This window comes from Plasticicumulans sp. (assembly GCF_035331805.1).
In the GTDB taxonomy this organism is placed as follows: domain Bacteria; phylum Pseudomonadota; class Gammaproteobacteria; order Competibacterales; family Competibacteraceae; genus Plasticicumulans.
In genome coordinates, this window is the sequence record NZ_DAOLKE010000037.1 from 1 (window position 1) to 18,405 (window position 18,405).

15 protein-coding genes are annotated in these 18,405 nt (G+C 71.2%); 10 read left to right on the top strand and 5 right to left on the bottom strand.

Going from position 1 to position 18,405, the window contains the following annotated elements:
• Window positions 1-143 precede the first annotated feature (143 nt).
• The 4 genes from PKE44_RS04695 to gshB are packed head-to-tail and all read right to left on the bottom strand — an operon-like array spanning window position 144 to window position 3,119.
• Window positions 144-686 (bottom strand): Gx transporter family protein, encoded by a 543-nt coding sequence (locus PKE44_RS04695; protein WP_324548543.1) that lies wholly within the window; start codon window positions 684-686, stop codon window positions 144-146.
• A gap of 23 nt (window positions 687-709) precedes the next feature.
• Window positions 710-1,114: a NusG domain II-containing protein gene (locus tag PKE44_RS04700; protein ID WP_324548544.1), complete on the bottom strand. Its 405-nt coding sequence runs from the start codon at window positions 1,112-1,114 to the stop codon at window positions 710-712.
• A complete protein-coding gene (locus PKE44_RS04705; protein ID WP_324548545.1) occupies window positions 1,111-2,175 on the bottom strand; it encodes an FAD:protein FMN transferase in 1,065 nt (354 codons plus the stop codon). The genes PKE44_RS04700 and PKE44_RS04705 overlap by 4 nt, the downstream gene beginning before the upstream one ends.
• Entirely contained in the window at window positions 2,172-3,119 is a 948-nt protein-coding gene (gene gshB / locus PKE44_RS04710; RefSeq protein ID WP_324548546.1) for a glutathione synthase, read from the bottom strand. Before gshB ends, PKE44_RS04705 begins: the two co-directional genes overlap by 4 nt.
• 202 nt (window positions 3,120-3,321) lie before the next feature.
• On the opposite strand from gshB, the gene PKE44_RS04715 reads away from it, so the two are divergent.
• From PKE44_RS04715 to PKE44_RS04740, 6 genes are all read left to right on the top strand, one after another.
• A complete protein-coding gene (locus PKE44_RS04715) occupies window positions 3,322-3,750 on the top strand; it encodes a response regulator (RefSeq protein WP_324548547.1) in 429 nt (142 codons plus the stop codon).
• A 65-nt stretch (window positions 3,751-3,815) separates the two neighbouring features.
• The gene (locus PKE44_RS04720) at window positions 3,816-4,187 is read left to right on the top strand and encodes a response regulator (RefSeq protein WP_324548548.1); all 372 of its coding nucleotides are present in this window, start codon (window positions 3,816-3,818) and stop codon (window positions 4,185-4,187) included.
• A 12-nt stretch (window positions 4,188-4,199) separates the two neighbouring features.
• Window positions 4,200-4,733 carry a chemotaxis protein CheW gene (locus tag PKE44_RS04725; protein ID WP_324548549.1) on the top strand — a complete coding sequence of 178 codons (534 nt, stop codon included), beginning with the start codon at window positions 4,200-4,202 and terminating at the stop codon, window positions 4,731-4,733.
• 81 nt (window positions 4,734-4,814) lie between these two features.
• The gene (locus tag PKE44_RS04730; protein ID WP_324548550.1) at window positions 4,815-6,884 is read left to right on the top strand and encodes a methyl-accepting chemotaxis protein; all 2,070 of its coding nucleotides are present in this window, start codon (window positions 4,815-4,817) and stop codon (window positions 6,882-6,884) included.
• 35 nt (window positions 6,885-6,919) lie between these two features.
• Window positions 6,920-12,460, top strand: coding sequence for a response regulator (locus PKE44_RS04735; RefSeq protein ID WP_324548551.1), 5,541 nt, complete (start codon window positions 6,920-6,922; stop codon window positions 12,458-12,460).
• A gap of 172 nt (window positions 12,461-12,632) precedes the next feature.
• Entirely contained in the window at window positions 12,633-13,091 is a 459-nt protein-coding gene (locus PKE44_RS04740; RefSeq protein WP_324548552.1) for a chemotaxis protein CheW, read from the top strand.
• Window positions 13,092-13,120: 29 nt separating this feature from the next.
• Here PKE44_RS04740 and PKE44_RS04745 read toward each other — a convergent pair whose 3' ends face one another.
• On the bottom strand, window positions 13,121-13,810 hold the full coding sequence (locus tag PKE44_RS04745; RefSeq protein WP_324548553.1) for a hypothetical protein: 690 nt from the start codon (window positions 13,808-13,810) through the stop codon (window positions 13,121-13,123).
• A 145-nt stretch (window positions 13,811-13,955) separates the two neighbouring features.
• Between PKE44_RS04745 and speE the strand changes: the two genes are divergently transcribed.
• The 4 genes from speE to PKE44_RS04765 all read left to right on the top strand — a co-directional run.
• Complete coding sequence (speE, locus tag PKE44_RS04750; protein WP_324548554.1) at window positions 13,956-14,816, top strand: polyamine aminopropyltransferase; 861 nt, start codon at window positions 13,956-13,958, stop codon at window positions 14,814-14,816.
• A gap of 33 nt (window positions 14,817-14,849) precedes the next feature.
• On the top strand, window positions 14,850-15,245 hold the full coding sequence (locus tag PKE44_RS04755; RefSeq protein WP_324548559.1) for a nucleotidyltransferase domain-containing protein: 396 nt from the start codon (window positions 14,850-14,852) through the stop codon (window positions 15,243-15,245).
• Window positions 15,235-15,654, top strand: coding sequence for a DUF86 domain-containing protein (locus PKE44_RS04760; protein WP_324548555.1), 420 nt, complete (start codon window positions 15,235-15,237; stop codon window positions 15,652-15,654). Before PKE44_RS04755 ends, PKE44_RS04760 begins: the two co-directional genes overlap by 11 nt.
• A 490-nt stretch (window positions 15,655-16,144) precedes the next feature.
• Window positions 16,145-18,405, top strand: a 2,261-nt coding sequence (locus PKE44_RS04765) for a hypothetical protein (RefSeq protein WP_324548557.1), incomplete at its 3' end; no start/stop codon positions are given.

An 18,405-nucleotide genomic window follows, 5' to 3' on the forward strand; every position in this document is an offset into this window, starting at 1 on the left:
CTGCTCGCCGGCATCGGCCTCGGCCGGCCGGCCGAGGCCGATGCCGGCGAGCAGCGCCACGTGCACGCCGAGCGCGAACAGCAGCGCCAGCGGCAGGCGGCGCGACGGGCGCTCCTGCAGCAGGTGCGCATAAAGGATGGCGTTCATGGGCGGCTTCCGGCGGCGGCATCGGTGCGCAGCAGCGCGCGGGCGATGATACCGCCGGCCAGCCCGGTCGCGACCGCCGCCGTCATCAGCAGCGGCAGCAGCTGCCAGAGCGCCGCGTGCGGCACCAGCAGCAGGCGTGCGAGCGCGAACTGCATCGCCATGTGCGCCTCGGCCGCGAGCAGCGACAGGCCGACCGGCCCGAAGCAGCGGCTGGCGTGCGCGAGCGCGAGCACGAGCAGCGCCGCCAGCGCGCCGCCCGCCGACAGCAGGAAGGCCGGCGACAGGAAGGTGCCGACCAGCAGGCTGCCGACCAGCACGCGCAGGCCGGCGACCCAGGCGGCGGCGGCGAGGCCGTGGCGCACCAGCACGATCAGCACCAGCACGTTGGCAAGCCCCGGCTTGAGACCGGGCAACGGGCTCGGCAGCGCCGCTTCGAGCACGTGCAGCGCCAGCGCCAGCGCCGCGTACCAGGCGATGCGCCGGTCTGCGGCATCGACGGCGAGCGTGAGCGGCTCCAGCGGCGGACGGGCGGCAGGCATCGTGAAGCGGCGACCGTCCGCGCCTAGTAGCTGATGCTGTCGAAGCGCCGGTTGCGGCCGAGCACCTCGATGCTGACGCGATTCGGCAGGCCGACGGCGACCTCGCCGGCGTGCGAGAGCCAGCCGGCGCGCTCGCAGAGATGCTGCGGCCCCGGCGAGGACACGCAGCGGATGCGCCCGTCGCGCACCTCGACCCGCGTCGTGCCGGCCGGCCCCTCGACCGCGTACTGGCCGGCCTCGGCGAGCGACAGGCGCAGCACCTCGCGCCCGTCGATGCGCACCAGCGCCGTGTCCGGGCGCGCATCGGCGCCCCAGAGCTGCACGGCGAGCGCGACCAGCCCGGCGAGCGACAGCGCGAGCACCACGGCGTCGCCGGCGGTCAGCCGGCCGCGAAGCGCCGGGTGCAGGGCGGGGGCCGGAGGGCTCATGGCTCGGGCACGACCGTGAGCGTCGGCGGTGGCGACACCTCCCAGTGCAGCCGCGCCGCCAGCGCCGGCGTCAGCTCGACCTGGCCGGACTCGTCGATGCGCAGCACCTGCGTGACGCCGAGCGCGCGCGCCAGCGCCCGCCATTCGGTCGGGCCGGCGATCATCAGCACCGTCGAGGCGACATCGGCCTTCTCGGCGCTCTCGGCGACGACGGTCACCGCCACCGCGCCGATGGCCGGATAGCCGCTGCGCGGATCGAGCACGTGGTGATAGCGCACGCCCTGCCATTCGAAGTGCCGCTCGTAGTCGCCGGAGGTCGACACCGATTCGTCGCCGGTGATGGTCAGCGAGGCGAGCACGCCCGGGCCGCGCGGATCGCGCACGCCGATGCGCCAGGGCTGGCCGTCCTTGCTGCCGATCGCACGCAGGTTGCCGCCGGCGTTGACGATGGCGTTCTGCACGCCGCGCGCGCGCAGCCGCTCGATCGCGCGATCGACCGCGTAGCCCTTGGCGATGCCGCCGAAGTCGAGCCAGAGCTGCGGATTGCGGCTGCGCAGCTGCTCGCCGTCGACCGTCAGGTCGTCCATCGACGGATGCGCGTTGACGAGTTCGGCGATCGCCTGCGGCGGCGGTGGCGGCGCGTCGGGCCGCTCGCCCTGATTGAAACCCCACAGCGCCACGAGCCGGCCGATCGCCGGATCGAACAGGCCGTTGCTCGCCTGCGACCAGGCACGCGCATCGCTCACGAGCCGCAGCAGGTCGGGAGTCAGCGCAGCTCCGGCCCCGGCCGCGAAGGCCCGGTTGGCGCGCGACAGCGGCGAGTCCTCCCAGGCGTGCCACTCGCGGTGCCAGGACTCGAAGGCCGTGCGCAATTCGTCGAAGGCCGCCTGCGCCGGCTTCGGCGTCACGCCCCAGGTGGCGACATCGACGACGGTGCCGAACACCAGCAGGCGCGTCGCCTGCAGCGGGTCGGGTTTTTCGCAGGCGGCGAGCAGCAGCGCGAACACGCAGCCGAGCAGCGCGGCCACCCGCCGGCGGCCGGCGAAGGTGAACAGCCTCATGCCGCCGTCGCCTCCAGCGCGCGCATCAGGTCGGCACCGATGTCGAGGCCGAACTGCGCGTCCAGCTCGCGCGCGCAGGTCGGGCTGGTGACGTTGATCTCGGTGAGCCAGTCGCCGATCACGTCGAGGCCGACGAACACCAGACCGCGGCGGCGCAGCTCGGGGCCGACCTGCGCGCAGATCCAGCGGTCGCGCTCGCTGAGCGGCTGGCCGACGCCACGCCCGCCGGCGGCGAGGTTGCCGCGCGTCTCGCCTTCGGCCGGGATGCGCGCCAGCGCATACGGCACCGGCTCGCCGTCGATCATCAGGATGCGCTTGTCGCCGGCGCTGATCTCGGGGATGAAGCGCTGCGCCAGTGCGGTGCGCCGGCCGCGTTCGGTCAGCGTCTCGACGATGACGTTGAGGTTGGCGTCCCCGGCGCGCACGCGGAAGATGCCGGCCCCGCCCATGCCGTCGAGCGGCTTGAGGATCGCATCGCCGTGCTCGGCGACGAAGCCGCGCAGGCGCGCCATGTCGCGCGTCGCCAGCGTCGGCGGGCAGCACTGCGGGAACCAGGCCGTGAACAGTTTCTCGTTGGCATCGCGCAGCGACTGCGGCCGGTTGACGACGCGCACGCCCTCGGCCTCGGCGCGTTCGAGCAGGTAGGTCGTATAGATGTATTCGAGGTCGAACGGCGGGTCCTTGCGCATCAGCAGCACGTCGAGGCCGGCGAGCGGCTCATCCTGCGGTTCGCCGAGCGTGTACCAGTCCTGCCTGTCGTCGCGCACCGTCAGCGCGCGCGCGCGGCCGCAGGCACGGCCGTCGCGCAGGTAGAGGTCGGACTGCTCGAAGTACCGGATCGACCAGCCGCGAGCCTGCGCGGCGAGCAGGATCGCGAAGGTCGTGTCCTTCTTGATGGTGATCGTGGCGATGGGGTCCATGACCACGCCGAGGCGCTTGTTCATCGGGTCTCCCGGGGGGCTGCGGACCGGCCGCCGCGCGCCGGGGGCGCGGGCTTTCCAGTCCTGAGAAAATTCGGTTATGGTCTGCGACCGTGGTGGAGACAGGCTCGAAGCTGGCAGCGTGCGGCAAGGCCGACCATGATAACCGGAGTGACGCTGGTCCGGTCCGAGGGGAGACCGGCCCGGCCGGTCAGACGCGCACCCGATGCGCGCGTCGCGCAACGGGGGAGATTCTTCAGTGGAAGCAGGCGGCGCGAACTCCGCGATCAAGGTGATGGTGGTCGATGACAGCCGGACCATCCGGCGCACGGCCGAGACCCTGCTCGAACGCGAGGGCTTCACGGTCATCACCGCCGACGACGGTTTCGAGGCACTGTCGCGCATGGTCGAGTCCGAACCGGACATCGTGTTCCTGGACATCATGATGCCGCGTCTCGACGGCTATCAGACCTGCTCCGTGATCAAGAGCAACGGCCGCTTCCGCGCCACGCCGGTCATCATGCTGTCGAGCAAGGACGGCATCTTCGACAAGGCGCGCGGCAAGCTCGCCGGTTCCGAACAGTTCATCACCAAGCCGTTCACACGCGAAGACCTGCTGGAGGCCATCCAGCAGCACGTCCACGTGTCGAAGTGAACTCAGGGAAGACGTCGAACGACGGCCGGCCCGCCCCTCACGGGTACGCACACGGAAATCACACGATGGCCCGCATCCTGATCATCGACGACTCTCCGACCGAGATCTTCGCGCTGACGCGGATTCTCGAGTCGCGCGGCCACCAGGTCGCCAGTGCCGGCAACGCCGAGGAAGGCATCGCCCGGGCCCAGGCCGATCATCCCGACCTGATCCTGATGGACGTCGTGATGCCGGGCATGAACGGCTTCCAGGCCACCCGCAAGCTCGCCAAGACCCCCTCGACCGCCCACATCCCGATCATCATGGTGACGACCAAGGATCAGGAGACCGACCGCATCTGGGGCCTGCGCCAGGGGGCGCAGGAATACGTGGTCAAGCCGCCGGTCGAGGCGGAGCTGATCGCCAAGATCGACACCCTGCTCGGCAAGCGGACCTGAGCCGACATGGCCATGGCCGCCGCCCAGCATCCGTTCGATCAGCTCCTCGAACTGGCGGGCCGCAGCGGACAGGGCGGCGCGGCCCAGGCCGCGTCCCCGACCAGCAGCGGTGCGCTCGGCCTGCGCGTCGGCGCCCACGCGCTGCTGTTCGCGCTGGCCGAAACCGGGGAGATCGTGCCGGTGCCGCGCCTGACGCGCGTGCCGGGCGTGCAGCCCTGGCTGCTCGGCATCGTCAGCCTGCGCGGACGCATCGTGCCGGTCATCGACCTCGGCGACTTCCTCGAAGGACGGCACACCAGCATCGGTCCGCGCACGCGCATCGTCATCGCCAGCGGCGGCGACTGGTCCTACGGCCTCGTGGTCGACGAGATCATCGGCATGCGCCCGATCGGTCCGGCCAACCGCCTGCCGGAACTGCCGGCCGGGACCGCCCCGACGCTCAAGCCCTATGCCCGGGCGGCCTACGCGATCGACAACCAGGTCTGGAGTGAATTCGACATCGGTCGCCTGCTCGCGGATCCGCGATTCATGGCGGCGGCCCTTTAACCCCCCAGCGGCAGCCCGGAAGCCGGCAGCGCCGCGCCCGGCGCCACACGCCGGGCGCTTACACCAGGGAGCACAAGCACAATGAGCGAACCCCGCAACACCACCGCGCGCCCCGGCGGCGCACCCCGCTTCGCGCTGTACGGCGTGGCACTGGTCGTGTCGGTGCTGCTGATGGCGGGCACATTCTTTCTGGTGCAGCGGCACGAGACCGGCATCACCGCCGACCTGGCCCTGGTCAACGAACAGCGCCTGCTGGCCCGCACGCTGACGGCGCTGGCGGTCGAGGCGGTGCAGGGTCAGGACGACGCCTTCGACCGCCTCGGCCAGGCACGCACGCGCTTCGACAGCTCGATCGCGGCGCTGCGCAACGGCGACGCCACCACGGCGCCGGTGCCGACCGAAGCCGGTGACGCGCTCGCGCAGCTCGAGAAGCGCTGGCAGGAGACGCGCGGCGCCGTCAGCGCCGTGCTCGAATCGCGCGAGCCGGTCAAGGCCGTGCGCGCGCTGCTGCCGGTATTCGAGGAAACCCTGCCGGCCCTGCACGACTACGCCGATGACCTCTCCGGCGGCCTCGCCGATGGCGGCGCGCCGGGCGCGCAGGTGCGCGCCGCGGCCCGGCTGTCGACGCTCGCGCAGCGCATGCAGTACGACCTCGGGCTGCTGGTGCGCGGCGATGCCAACTCGGCGCTCGCCGCCGACCGGCTGCTGCGCGATGTCAGCCAGTTCGGCCGGCTGGCGAAGGCGCTGCGCGAAGGCGATCCGCGCCAGGGCCTGACGCCGATGAACGCCCCGGCGCTGCTGCCGAAGCTCAACGACATCACCGCCGGTGCCGCGCAGCTCGAAAAATCGATCGGCCAGATGCTCGCCTACGCGCCCGAGCTGTTCCAGGCGCAGGACGCCACGCAGCGGCTGGTCAACGGCAGCGCACCGCTCGCGCAGGCCGCCGCCGCGCTCGGCGAGGCGCTCACGAGCCGCGCCGACAGCGTGCACATCGCCGGCATCCCGGTCGGCTTCGGCTTCGTGTACTTCTTCGCGGCGCTGTCGCTGATGCTGCTGATGCTGCTGCTGCGCAAGCAGGTCGTCGAGGCGCGCGTGCGCCTGGAGGAATCCGAGCAGCGCAAGCAGCAGACCGAAGACCAGAACCGCCGCAACCAGGAGGCCATCCTGCGGCTGCTCGACGAGATGGGCGACCTCGCCGAGGGCGACCTGACCGTGCAGGCGAGCGTCACCGAGGACATCACCGGCGCGATCGCCGACTCGATCAACTACGCGATCGAGGCGCTGCGCGATCTCGTCACGACCATCAACGACACCTCCGGCCGCGTCGCCGCCGCTGCCGAGGAAACCCGCTCGATCGCCGAGCGCCTGGCCTCGGCCTCGCAGGAACAGGCGAGCCAGATCGAGACCTCCGGCAACACCATCGCGCAGATGGCGCGCTCGATGGACGAGGTGTCCTCGAAGACGGCCAGCTCCTCCGAGGTCGCGCAGCAGGCCGCGGCGCTGGCGCGCGAGGGCGGCGAGCGCGTGCGCCGCACGATCCAGGGCATGGACGCGATCCGCGAGCACATCCAGGAGACCTCCAAGCGCATCAAGCGCCTCGGCGAGTCCTCGCAGGAGATCGGCGACATCGTCGAGCTGATCAACGACATCGCCGACCAGACCAACATCCTCGCGCTGAACGCCGCGATCCAGGCCAGCGCCGCCGGTGAGGCCGGGCGCGGCTTCGCGGTGGTCGCCGACGAGGTCCAGCGCCTCGCCGAACGCTCCGGCAACGCCACGAAGCGCATCGAATCGCTGGTCAAGACCATTCAGGCCGACACCAACGAAGCCATCATCTCGATGGAGAAGAGCACGACCGAAGTGGTCAACGGCGCCGGTCTCGCCGAGACCGCCGGCGTGTCGCTGAACGAGATCGAGTCGGTGTCCTCGCGCCTCGCCGAGCTGATCGGCGACATCTCCTCGGCCGCGACCGAGGTCTCGACGATGGCCGCGCGCGTCGCCGGCATGATGGGCTCGATCAACGCCATCACTGCCGAGACCGCCGAAGGCAGCGCCGACACCGCGCGCGCCATCGGCGACCTGACCTCGCTCGCCCAGGAGCTGCGTCAGTCCGTGGCGGGCTTCCGCCTGCCCGAGCAGGACGCGGCCTGAGCCGCGCCGCCTGACGACGCCGGACGGAGACAGGCATGACTGCCCGCTACGCCGACACGCCGCCCGACTCCGTCACCGCCGAGTTGGAAGCGACCCTCGAACGCGTCAAGACCGCGCTCGAAATCCATTGCGAGGACCCCGACGCCCCCGGGCCGCTCGACGACATCGTCCGCGGCCTGCGCGACGTGCGCGGGGCCTGCGTGCTGCTCGAACAGCACGAGGCCGCCCAGCAGGCCGGCGAGCTGCTCGGCTGGGCCGAGCGCCTGATGCACGGCCAGACCGAGGATGCCGAGGGCCTGCGCGCCCGGCTGCTCGAATCGGTGCTGCGCCTGGCGCGCTACCTCGCCTGGCGCCACCGCAGCCGCCACCGTGCCGAAGCCGCGCCGCCGGCGCCGGTGATCGATCTCGCGGCCTTCGCGCTCGACCTGAACACGCTGCGCTCGCGCTTCCAGCGCACGCTGCTCGGCCTGCTGCGCGGCGACAAGCTCGATCACCACCTCGATCAGCTCGCCACCGTGCTGATGGACATCAAGGCCCTGTGCCCGGCCGGCGCCGACTACGACCTGTGGTGGCATGCGCAAGGCCTCGCCGAGTCACTGCGCAGCGACGGCCGCGCCCCGAGCCGCACGCAGAACCTGCTGCTGCGCGAACTCGACCAGCGCCTGCGTCTGCTCGCGCAGCACGGCCCCGGCGCCCTGCCGCCGCTGGTGCTGGCCGAGCTGCTCGGGCGGCTCGAACTGGAGGTCAGCGCCTCGCCGGTCGGCAAGGCCTGGCTGCGCAACCGCATCGACTACACCCCCGGCGCGAGCGGCACCGAACCCGGCGCGCGCGCCGACGTGCTCGCCGATCCGGACACGCTGAGCACGATCGGCCTGCAGCTCGCCGAACAGCTCGCACTCGCCAAGGGCGCGCTCGAAACCCGCACGCGCACCGGCGTCGCCGATGCCCCGAGCCTGCAGGAAGAACTCTCCGGCCTGCGCAGCGTCGCCAACCTGCTGTGGCTGATCGACATGCCGGCCCCGGCCGCGCTGCTGCGCCGCTGGCTCGAACGGCTCGACGAGCTTGCCGCGCGCAACGCCTCGCTCGATGACGACGACCTGTTCGGCCTCGCCCACGATGTCGTGCTGGTCGAGAACAGCGTCGAGGGCATCACCGAGTTCGCCTACGCCCCGCCTCCGGCGGTCGGCGACGATCCGCTGGCGGCGATCGCCGCGCTCGAAGTGCGCCGCGCCCGTGCCGCCACCGCCAATGCGGCCGGTGAACTGCTGCAGGATGCGCGCACGCAGATCGACGCCCGCCTGCGTGGCGAGGGCAGCGACGAACTCTGGCCGGCCATCGCCCGGCTGATCGACCACGTCGCCAGCGTGCTGCGCATGCTGGAGGCCGAGCCGGCCGTGCAGCTGGTCAAGCAGATCCGCTACGCGATCGGCCGCGTCGAGGCCGATCCGCACCGGCTCGACGCACCCGCATTCGCGGCGGCCGTCGCCGAGGCCATCGTCGTCGCCGAGTATTTCGTCGACCGGCTGGCGCAGGGCCGCCCGACCGACGAGGACGTGCTGGAGCGCGCCCGCGTCGATCTGATCGGCGCCTGCGGCGGTCCGGTGCCGGACTGGGATCTGCCCGAACGCTGGCAGGCCGCCGGGAACGAGGCGCCGGCGGACACGACGACGCCCGACTTCGAACTGACGCTGCCCGCCCTCGAACTGCCGCCGGCGAGCGCCGCCGGCGACACCGGCAAAGCCGATCAGCCTGATCGGACCGGCGAAACCGCCCGCCCGACGGTGGTCTTCCTCGGCGACGACGCGCTGCCGCCGCTCGATCTCGACAGCCTGCAGCTGGAAATGCCCGGCCCGGCCACCGGCCGGCCGGCGCCGGATGCCATCGAACTCATCGAGCCCGTCGAACCGGCGCGCCCCGCCGCCACCCCCGCCGGCCTGGCGGCGACCGACGCACCGGCGGGCGAAACCGCCCTGCCCAGCGTCGAATTCACGGACTTCGACGATCTCGGCGATCTCGCGGCCTTCGGCCTGAAGCCGGACGGCAGCAGCGTGCATGCGCCCGCCGACGACAGCGACACCTTCGCGCCGCCGCAGCTGCCGGCCGATCTGTGGCCGCAGACACCGCCGGCCCCGGCCCGGCACGCCGCCGGCGAACGCGCGCTGTCCTGGCCGGATGATCTGCCGGAACTCGCGATCGAGCTGCCGGCAGCCGCGCCGCCGGCGCCGGTCGCGGACGAAGCCGCAGCGGATGAACCGGCCGATGCCGCGCTGCCGCTCGTCAGCTTCACGATCCCGGAGCCCGTCCCTGCCCCCGAACCGGCCGGCGCTGCAACGCCCGCCGTCCCGACCCCGCCCCCCGAATCGGCGCTGCCGCTGCCGGCGGCGGCGCTCGACATCGATCCGGATCTGCTCGATGTGTTCCTGGAGGAAGCCGCCGGCGAGTTCGAGTCGATCCGCGCGCATCTGGCGCAGACCGAAGGCGCCGCGCCCGGCGAGCTCGAAGGCCTGCGCTCGATCCGCCGTTCCTTCCACACGCTCAAGGGCAGCGGCCGCATGGTCGGCGAGCGCGTGGTCGGCGAGTTCGCATGGGGACTCGAAAACCTGTTCAACCAGATCCTGGCCGGCCGCCGGCCGTTCAACGCCGAGGTGCAGGCGCTGACCGCCGAGGGCACCGACGCCCTCGAACACTGGCTCGCCAGCCGCGATGCCGCCGCCTACGGCCGTTTGACCGTGCTCGAACTGCGCACGCACGCGCTGCTCGAAGGCCGCGCGCCGTCCGAGGCCGATGTCGACCTCGAAGCCGAGACCCCGGCCGCAGCCGAAACCCTCACGCCCGCGCCCGCACCTGCACCTGAACCGGCCGTCACCGAAACCGTCGCACCCGCACCGCTGCCGCCGCCGCTGCCGGACTGGGTCGAGGCGCTGCTGCTGGTGCTCGACGACTGCCGTGCCGGCAGCACGACCGCCCGCGATGCGCTGATCGAACGTCTGGCCGTCATCGTGGCGCCGCTCGCCTCGGCCGAGGCCGTGCGCGTCGCCCGCGCGCTCGAGGACTATCTGCAGGCGCTCTGCCGCCACGGTCGCGGCCTCGATGCCGCCGACATCCTGCTCTGCGAGGACTGCGCCTCGGCGCTGCAGGCCTACGCGCTCGGCGAGACCATCGACCCCGGTGCGCTCGGCGAGCTGCTGAACGCGCTGGCGCGCCGGGCGGCGGCACTGCCGTCGTTCGCCGCACCGCTGCCGGCCGAGCCGCAGCCGGTGCTGCCGGCCATCGATCCGGAGCTGGCCGCGGTATTCCTCGCCGAGGCGGCCGACATCCTCGATGCCGCCGACGTGACGCTGTCGCGCTGGCGGCAGGATCGTCACAGCGCCGAGCTGCTGAACGACCTGCGCCGCGAGATGCACACGCTCAAGGGCAGCTCGCGCATGGCCGGCTTCCCGCAGATCGGCGACCTCGCGCATGCGACCGAATCGCTGCTCGATGCCTGCGCCGGCGGCAAGTCCGAACCGACCGATGCACTCGCCGACGGCATGCAGCGCGCGCTCGATCACTTCAGCACGATGCTGACCGAGGTCGAGGCCAATCGCGCCCCGGCCCCGGCGGCCGAGCTGATCCACGATCTGGCCGACCTGCTCGAACACGGCGCCCCGGTGCCGGCACCGGCGCCCGCCGCGGCGACGGCCGCAACCACCACGACTGCCAAACCGGCGTCCCCGGCCGGCACTGCCGAATCGGTGCGCGTCTCCAGCACGCTGCTCGACAACCTCGTCAACCAGATGGGCGAGAGCAGCATCTACCGTGCGCGCATCGAGCAGGGCGTCTCGGCCGTGCGCTTCAACCTCGGCGAGCTCGACCAGATCGCCAACCGCCTGCGCGCGCAGCTGCGCCGGCTGGAGATCGAGACCGAGGCGCAGATCCTGTTCCGCTACGAGCGCGGCGGCGTCGATCCGAACGCCGACTTCGATCCGCTCGAACTCGACCGCTTCTCGGAACTGCAGCAGCTGTCGCGCCAGCTGCTGGAGGCGGCCGAGGACCTCGCCAACATCCAGTCGTCGCTGGTCGACCAGACCGGCGAGATCGGCGGCCTGCTCGAACAGCAGGGCAAGGTCAACAAGGAGCTGCAGCAGGGTCTGATGCAGACCCGCGTCGTGCGCTTCGAGACGGTCGCGGCGCGCCTCAAGCGCGTCGTGCGCCAGGCGGCCGACGATGCCGGCAAGTCCGCCGAGCTGCACATCGACGGCGGCGATGCCGAAATCGAGCGCAACCTGCTCGAAGGTCTGGTCGCGCCGCTCGAACACCTGCTGCGCAACGCCGTGTCGCACGGCATCGAGTCGCCCGAGCGCCGGCACGCGGCCGGCAAGGACGCGACCGGTGCCATCCGGCTGGCGCTGCGCCGCGAGGGCGCCGAGATCCTGCTGTCGGTGGCCGACGACGGCGCCGGCCTCAACTACGCGGCCATCCGCGCCTCGGCCGAGAAGCGCGGCCTGCTCGCCGCCAATGCGCAGGTGTCCGATGCGCAGCTCGCCGACCTGCTGCTGCTGCCGGGCTTCTCGACCGCGCAGGCGCTGACCCAGCTCTCGGGCCGCGGCGTCGGCCTCGACGTGGTCGCGAGCGCGGTGTCGTCGATGCGCGGCGCGCTGTCGATCCAGTCGCAGCCGGGCAAGGGCGTCACCTTCCAGCTGCGCCTGCCGTTCTCGCTGTCGCTGACGCAGGCGCTGCTGGTGCGCGCCGGCGAGGACATCTACGCGGTGCCGCTGCTGTCGGTCGAGGCGGTGAGCCGCCTCAGTCCGCGCGAGTTCCGCGACTACCTCGCCGGGCACACCGCCGAGCACGACTACGCCGGTTCCGGCTTCGCGGTGCACAGCCTCGCGGCCGTGTTCGGCGGCGCCCTGCCGGCGGCCGGCAGCAGCGAGGCGCGCCCGCCGGTGCTGCTGTTCCGCTCGGCGGACATGCGCGCGGCGATCCAGGTCGATGCGGTGCTGGGCCGCCAGGAAATCATCGTCAAGCCGGTCGGCCCGCAGCTGTCGGCGGTGCCCGGCGTCTCGGGCGCGACCGTGCTCGCCGACGGCCGCGTCGTCATCATCCTCGACATGCCGGCGCTGGTGCGCGGTCTCGCCTCGGCCGCCCGCCGGGCGCAGGAAGCCGCGGCACTGCGCGCGGCGCGTCAGGCCGACGAGCGTGCGCCGCTGTCGATCCTGGTCGTCGATGACTCGATCACGATGCGCAAGGTCACGGCCCGCGTGCTGGAGCGCCACGGCGTCGTCGTCGAACTGGCGAAGGACGGCGTCGATGCGGTCGAGGTGCTCGATCAGCTGGTGCCGGATCTGGTCATCCTCGACATCGAGATGCCGCGCATGGACGGCTTCGAGCTGGTCGGCCACATCCGCAACCAGGCGCGGCTGCGCCACCTGCCGGTGATCATGGTCACCTCGCGCACCGGCGAGAAGCACCGCGACCGCGCCGCGCGGCTCGGCGTCAACGCCTACCTCGGCAAGCCCTATCAGGAAGAGGAACTGCTCGGCTCGATCCGCGACGTGCTCGGCAGCGAGGGCGCGCGCCGGCTGCGCAGCCTGTGATGCCGCTCACGAGTGAATGCGTTGTTGATCCCCCTCTCTCCCCGGCCCCGTCCCCGCGAGGGGACCGGGGCTGAAAAGACCGGGCGTTCGGCTGTGACCGGCATGAGCGAAGAACCCGGCCCCCTGTGAGCCCTGATCCGGGCGCCGGCGGCGCCTGCACGGAGACTGCGTGATGCCCGATCGCGAACTGCGCTGCCTGCTCATCGGCTTCGCCGGCGGACGCCTGCTGCTGCCCGGCTCGATGGTCGTCGAGGTACTGCCGTACGCGACCCCGCTGCGCGTTGCCGAAGTGCCGCGCTGGGTGCTCGGCTCGCTGCTCTGGCGCGCGCGCACCGTGCCGCTGCTCGCGATCGAGCCGCTGGTCACCGGCCAGCCGGCCGCGCCCGGCCCGCGCTCGCGCATCGTCGTGCTGACCACGCCGAGCGAGCGCGTGCAGCACCTCGCGCTGGTGTCGCTCGAAGTGCCGCAGCTGTCGCTGCTCAAGCGCGAGATGCTGAAGGCCAGCGACGAGGTCGACTGCCCGCCCGGCATGCTGCGTGCCGTGCGCATCGGCGGCGATCAGGATGCCTTCATCCCCGACTTCGACCTGCTGTGCGAGGAACTCGCGCCGCTCGGCATCTACCGCGCCTGAGCGGAGCCTCCGGCACCGGGACCCGGCACTCAGAAGCCGATCCCGACGCCCCAGCCGCCGTGGCCGTGGCGGCCGTGCCAGCCGCTGCCGTACCAGACGCTGCCGCCGATCGCCGGATACCAGGGCCGGTAGTAGTACGGCGGCGGGTAGTAATACGCCGGCGGCGCCACGTAGACCGGCGCCGGCGCGCTGTAATAGACCGGCGGGGCCGCGTAGTAGCGCGGCGCATAGCCTTCGCCGCTGCCGGCGACGCGCGCACTGGCGCTGTTGTAGCCATCGGCGAGCGACTGGCGCTGGCGCGCGAACTCGCCGTAGCTGATGCGCCCGGCGGCGAGCTGGCCGCTCAGCGCGTCGAGGTCATCGGCGAGCCGGGTGTCGAGCGCGAGCTGCGCCTCGGGCACACCGGCATCGCGCTGCGCGGCGATCGTCGTGCGCCGGCACTGATCGCTCGCGCGTCGCCACTCGCCGAGCGCGGCACGCTCCGCGCGGCTCGGCCGGCCCGGATCGCGCAGCATCGTCTCGGTCTGCTGCGCCGGATTGTCGAGTGCGACCCGGCCGCGCAGCGGCGCGTAGCGGCTGTCGGCCTCGAAGTTGCCACAGGCGCCGGGCGAAACCCCGGCATCGGCCATCGGCCGGTACGGCACCGGCACGTAGGTGGTGCAGGCGGACAGCAGCAGCGCCAGCGACGGCAGCGCGAGCGCGCGAACGCGAAGGTTCATGGCGGCATTCCTCTTCGACGGGTGGACCGGTCCCGCGGCGGATGGTCATGCACGGAGGCTAGAATGCGCGCCCCCGATCCTCATCCCGATCCTCATCCTGATCCCCGATAGTGCGCCGGCCTCGCCGGGCAGGAGTTAAGACTGCATGACGCTCGACACGAGCTGGTTCTCGGACGTCTTCGCCGATGCCCCGTCGGCGTTCTCGCTGAAGGTCACCCGCAAGCTGCACGAGGAGCAGAGCCCGTTCCAGAAGGTCGAGGTGTACGAGACCGAGGGCTGGGGCCGGATGCTCGCGATCGACGGCATCATCATGCTGACCGAGCGCGAGAACTTCCTGTACCACGAGATGCTCGCGCACCCGGCGCTGTACGCGCACCCGGCGCCGGAGCGCGTGCTGATCATCGGCGGCGGCGACTGCGGCACGCTGCGCGAGGTGCTGAAGCACCCCGGCATCGAGCGCGTCGTGCAGTGCGACATCGACGAGGCCGTCACGCGCGCCGCCGTGCAGTTCTTCCCGCGGCTGACCGAGGCCAACGACGATCCGCGCGCCGAACTGGTGTTCGAGGACGGCGTGAAGTACGTCGCCGATTCGGCCGACGGCGCCTGGGACCTGATCCTCGTCGATTCGACCGATCCGTTCGGCCCCTCGACCGGCCTGTTCTCGGAACCCTTCCTGCGCGAGGTCGTGCGCGCGCTCGCCGCCGACGGCCTGTACGTGCAGCAGTCGGAATCGCCGATCTTCCAGCTCGACGAATGCATCCTGCCGATGCACCGCAACCTGCGCGCCGCCGGCTTCGCCGAGGCCACCGAGCTGCACTTCCCGCAGCCGGTCTACCAGTCCGGCTGGTGGTCGGCCGCCTTCGCCGCCCGCCAGCCCGGCGCCCTCGCCCGCCGCGACGACGCCCGCGCCGCGGTCGCCTGCGACTACTACAACGCCGACATGCACCGCGCGGCGCTGGCGCAGCCGGAGTTCGTGCGCCGGGCGCTGGCGACGGTCTGGGGCTGAAGCGGCGCCGGCCCCCGCATGGACCTCCTGCGCATGGACCCGGACACGCTGCTGCACCGCGTGCGCGAGCGTCTGCCGGCGCTGCTGGCGTTCTATGCCTTCGGCAGCCGCATCGACGGCACGGCCGGCCCGGACAGCGATCTGGATCTGGCCGTGCTGGTCGCCGGTTACGCCGATCCGCTCGAACTGTGGACCTTGTCCGGCGAGCTGGCCGACCTGGCCGGCTGCCCGGTCGATCTGCTCGACCTGCGCGCCGCCTCGACGGTGATGCAGTACCGCATCCTCACCACCGGCCGCTGCTGCTGGGCGCGCGACGCCTCGGTGGCGATCTACGAGGCCGGCATCCTCAGTGACAAGACCGAACTCGACACGGCCCGCGCCGGGCTGCTGGCCGATATCGTCGAACGGGGCAGCATCCATGGCCGATGACGTGGTTCTGAACAAGGCCGCCAGCATCGAGCGCTGCGTGGCGCGCGCCCGCGAGGAATACGCCGCCAACCCGGCCGGCTTCGCCCATGACTACACGCGCCAGGACGCTGCGATCCTGAACATCCAGCGAGCCTGCGAGGCGGCGCTGGACATGGGCCAGCATGTGATCCGCCGCGAACGACTCGGCATTCCGCAAAGCGCCCGCGACGTGTTCACGCTGCTGGCCCGTGCCGGCTGGATCGATGCGGGGCTGGCGGAATCGCTCAGGCGCATGGTCGGCTTTCGCAACATCGCCGTGCATGAATACCAGACGCTGCAGATGCCGGTGACGATTGCCATCATCACGCAGCATCTCGATGACTTTCTCGATTACAGCCGCCGGATGCTGCAACGCGATGCGAATGGATAAAAGGTGCACGGACTGACCGATGCCACCTGATTGCCCTCTCGCGCCCGCCCGCTGCATTGCACAGTCAGTCCCCGTCTACTAGCTTGCTGCGGCATGAACCGGGCGGTCCGTGATTGCCCGGTTTGTCAGGGCAGACCGTCATCCCCTGCCTTCCTCCCCTTCCTCCTGCACACCGCAGTTCGCTGCCGACCGGACAATCCCCCCGTGCCGGTCCCCAGCCATCGGCCCTGCCGATTCCGGATGACACCCGGGTTTCTCCCCAGCCTTTTTCATGCCCACCGGATTCCGGTGCACCGCCAGCGCCCGCGGTGCATGGACAGGCGCAGGTGTGCGTCTGCGACGGGCAGCCGGGCGAACGGCTTTGCGGATTCCGGTGCGGTCTGCCGCCCCGGCGATCCGGCTGGTCACGTTCCTTTCCGATCCGGAACCGAGTCGCCCGCTCATGACTGTCCAGACCCATCCTTCCACGGCTGCCCAGAGGGATCCGCCCATGTCCGATCCGGTCACTTCGGCGGCCGTTGCCGCTGCCAAGTTCGTTGGCGAGAAAGCCATCAGTTACCTGGCCATGAAGGTCTACGAGGGCTCGCCCTGCGCCAGCCCCGAACAGCTGACCGCGATTCCCAAACTGTTCTGCATGGCGGTCCGCGGCGCCGCCGGCGTCGACGAGAAGGAATACCGCCAGCACCTGACGCAGCAGATCGATCTGATTGCCGAGTGCCTCGGGCGCGTCGAACAGGCCGTGAGCAGCATCAACCAGAACGTCACGCGGCTGCTGCAGGAAATGAACCTCGTGCATCTGGAGATTGCCGAGGCGCTGGTCGGGCAATCGGCCTTTTCGGCGCTGCAGCAGATTCGCAGCCTGTACCGCAATTACAGCGGACGCATCGCCAGCGCCGGCAGCGGCGCGGACGAACTGACGGTGTTCTTCAAGGACATCCTGCAGACCAGCCGCCTGCATCTTCAGACCGCCGTCATCGTCGATGCGCTGGTCAATCCGTTCGCCGGCAAGCCCGGGCTGCTGCAGAACGTGCTCGGGCAGATTGCCATCAAGGGCAGCGGCAAGGGACTGGCGGCCTGTTATGAGCTGTACGAAACCTATACCCGCGCGCTGGTGCTCGATCTGCTCAAGGGTCAGCAACTGGTGGAGGCGGCCATCGGTTATCTGCAGATCCTCGCCGAGGAAAGAAAGCTGCCCGAACTCAAGGCCGGCCTGCCGTACAGCGCCGCCGGCTGGCAGGCGGAATGCGAGCGCCAGCGCCAGTCCGTAGCCGATGCCTTTCACCTGCAACTCGACGGTTTCGTGCTGAAACGCGATCTGGACAAGGCCAGCGGGCTCAATCCGTACTTCCTGTCGTCCGAAGCCCGCGGCGTGTTCATGCAGGCCGATCTCTTCAGCGCCCGCCTCTGCCAGCGCTACGGCATTCACGGGCGCATCTTCAGCATGGGCGATCGGTTCGACGGCACGCTGAAGCTCGACGCCGATACCTTCCCCGCCCGCGCCCGCGCCACGATCCCGCTCGATGAACCGCTGGATTACTGGAGCGCCACGACGCCCGGCGTCTACGACTGCGTGGCGTTTGCCAATGCCTTCGTCGTCCACCGCTACCGCATCCCGCTCACGCAGGCCGGCACGCGCAAGATCACCAGCGCGCTGCCCTATTCCCCGGCCGACATCGAAACCGTCGATCTCGGGCAGGCCGCCACCGGCTGGTTCGAGGAAACCCCCGCGGCCGGTTCCGCGCCGGCGATCTTCGGCAGCTTCATCGAGATGGCCCGCGCCGGCGGCAGCTTCGCGTTCCTGAGCGGCGAGTGGGAGCAGGGCCGCCGCGATCAGGACAGCAGCAACCCGCGCACCGACGGCAATGACAGCTATCCGCAGGGCGTCGCCCAGGTGGCCGAGCTGCACCGCATGGAAGTCACGAGCCTGCGCGAGGACCGGCGCATGCTCGGCAGCGTGCGTCAGCCGGAAGTGGGGCTTTCCAAGGGCGGCAAGGTGATTCACGCCCTCAGTGCCCGCGGCGATCCGGATTTCCACCCGGAGCTGCCCGAGGGCCGCGATCAGAGCCACTGGCGCGGGGCGTATGCGACCTGGTGGCAGACGCGCAAGACCATCACGCTGCCGATGCCGCCCGAGGGCCAGACCCTCGAACTGCACGCCGCGCTGACCCCGCAACTGCAGGCCGACAGCGCCCTCGCCGATGCCGCGACGCTCAACGGCTGGCTCAAGGGCAGCTGGGGCCGGCCGCTGCAGCCTTCCTCTTCGATCAGCGATGCGGAACTGCTCGGCAAGCCGGTCATCGTCGGCGTCAATTACGATCCGTCGCTGGCGTTTCCGGATCAGGGCTGCTCGCTGACTGCCGGCATCAGCCTGTATCCGGTATTCGCCGAAGGCCCGGCCAGCCACAAGGATTCCCCGCACACCGGCACGGACGACCATGCGATTGCGCTCGGCAATGCCAGTTGCCTGCCGAAGTACCGGGGCGTGTTCCGCGAGCAGGCCTCGACGCAGCCCCGGCAGTTGCGTGCCTTCCTGAGCGATCTGTACCAGCCATACGGCACGCGGCTGAAATTCCGCTTCGAAGCTTATTACCGTTTCGCGATCGAAACCTCCGGTCTCGATGACACGCCGTTTGCGATGTATGCGCGCGGCCGGCTGGAAAATGCCTGCTTCCGGCTGGCCCCCGCCGGCAACGCGCTGCCGCCCGGCATCTATTTCGACCTGAAAGACCCTGCCGATCTCGGCTTTGCCTA

Excerpts from the sequence above, each read along its gene's own strand:
- PKE44_RS04695 (WP_324548543.1), bottom strand. The coding sequence starts at position 686 with ATGCCTGCCGCCCGTCCGCCGCTGGAGCCGCTCACGCTCGCCGTCGAT.
- PKE44_RS04700 (WP_324548544.1), bottom strand. The coding sequence starts at position 1,114 with ATGAGCCCTCCGGCCCCCGCCCTGCACCCGGCGCTTCGCGGCCGGCTG.
- PKE44_RS04705 (WP_324548545.1), bottom strand. The coding sequence starts at position 2,175 with ATGAGGCTGTTCACCTTCGCCGGCCGCCGGCGGGTGGCCGCGCTGCTC.
- gshB (WP_324548546.1), bottom strand. The coding sequence starts at position 3,119 with ATGAACAAGCGCCTCGGCGTGGTCATGGACCCCATCGCCACGATCACC.
- PKE44_RS04715 (WP_324548547.1), top strand. The coding sequence starts at position 3,322 with ATGCGCGCGTCGCGCAACGGGGGAGATTCTTCAGTGGAAGCAGGCGGC.
- PKE44_RS04720 (WP_324548548.1), top strand. The coding sequence starts at position 3,816 with ATGGCCCGCATCCTGATCATCGACGACTCTCCGACCGAGATCTTCGCG.
- PKE44_RS04725 (WP_324548549.1), top strand. The coding sequence starts at position 4,200 with ATGGCCGCCGCCCAGCATCCGTTCGATCAGCTCCTCGAACTGGCGGGC.
- PKE44_RS04730 (WP_324548550.1), top strand. The coding sequence starts at position 4,815 with ATGAGCGAACCCCGCAACACCACCGCGCGCCCCGGCGGCGCACCCCGC.
- PKE44_RS04735 (WP_324548551.1), top strand. The coding sequence starts at position 6,920 with ATGACTGCCCGCTACGCCGACACGCCGCCCGACTCCGTCACCGCCGAG.
- PKE44_RS04740 (WP_324548552.1), top strand. The coding sequence starts at position 12,633 with ATGCCCGATCGCGAACTGCGCTGCCTGCTCATCGGCTTCGCCGGCGGA.
- PKE44_RS04745 (WP_324548553.1), bottom strand. The coding sequence starts at position 13,810 with ATGAACCTTCGCGTTCGCGCGCTCGCGCTGCCGTCGCTGGCGCTGCTG.
- speE (WP_324548554.1), top strand. The coding sequence starts at position 13,956 with ATGACGCTCGACACGAGCTGGTTCTCGGACGTCTTCGCCGATGCCCCG.
- PKE44_RS04755 (WP_324548559.1), top strand. The coding sequence starts at position 14,850 with ATGGACCCGGACACGCTGCTGCACCGCGTGCGCGAGCGTCTGCCGGCG.
- PKE44_RS04760 (WP_324548555.1), top strand. The coding sequence starts at position 15,235 with ATGGCCGATGACGTGGTTCTGAACAAGGCCGCCAGCATCGAGCGCTGC.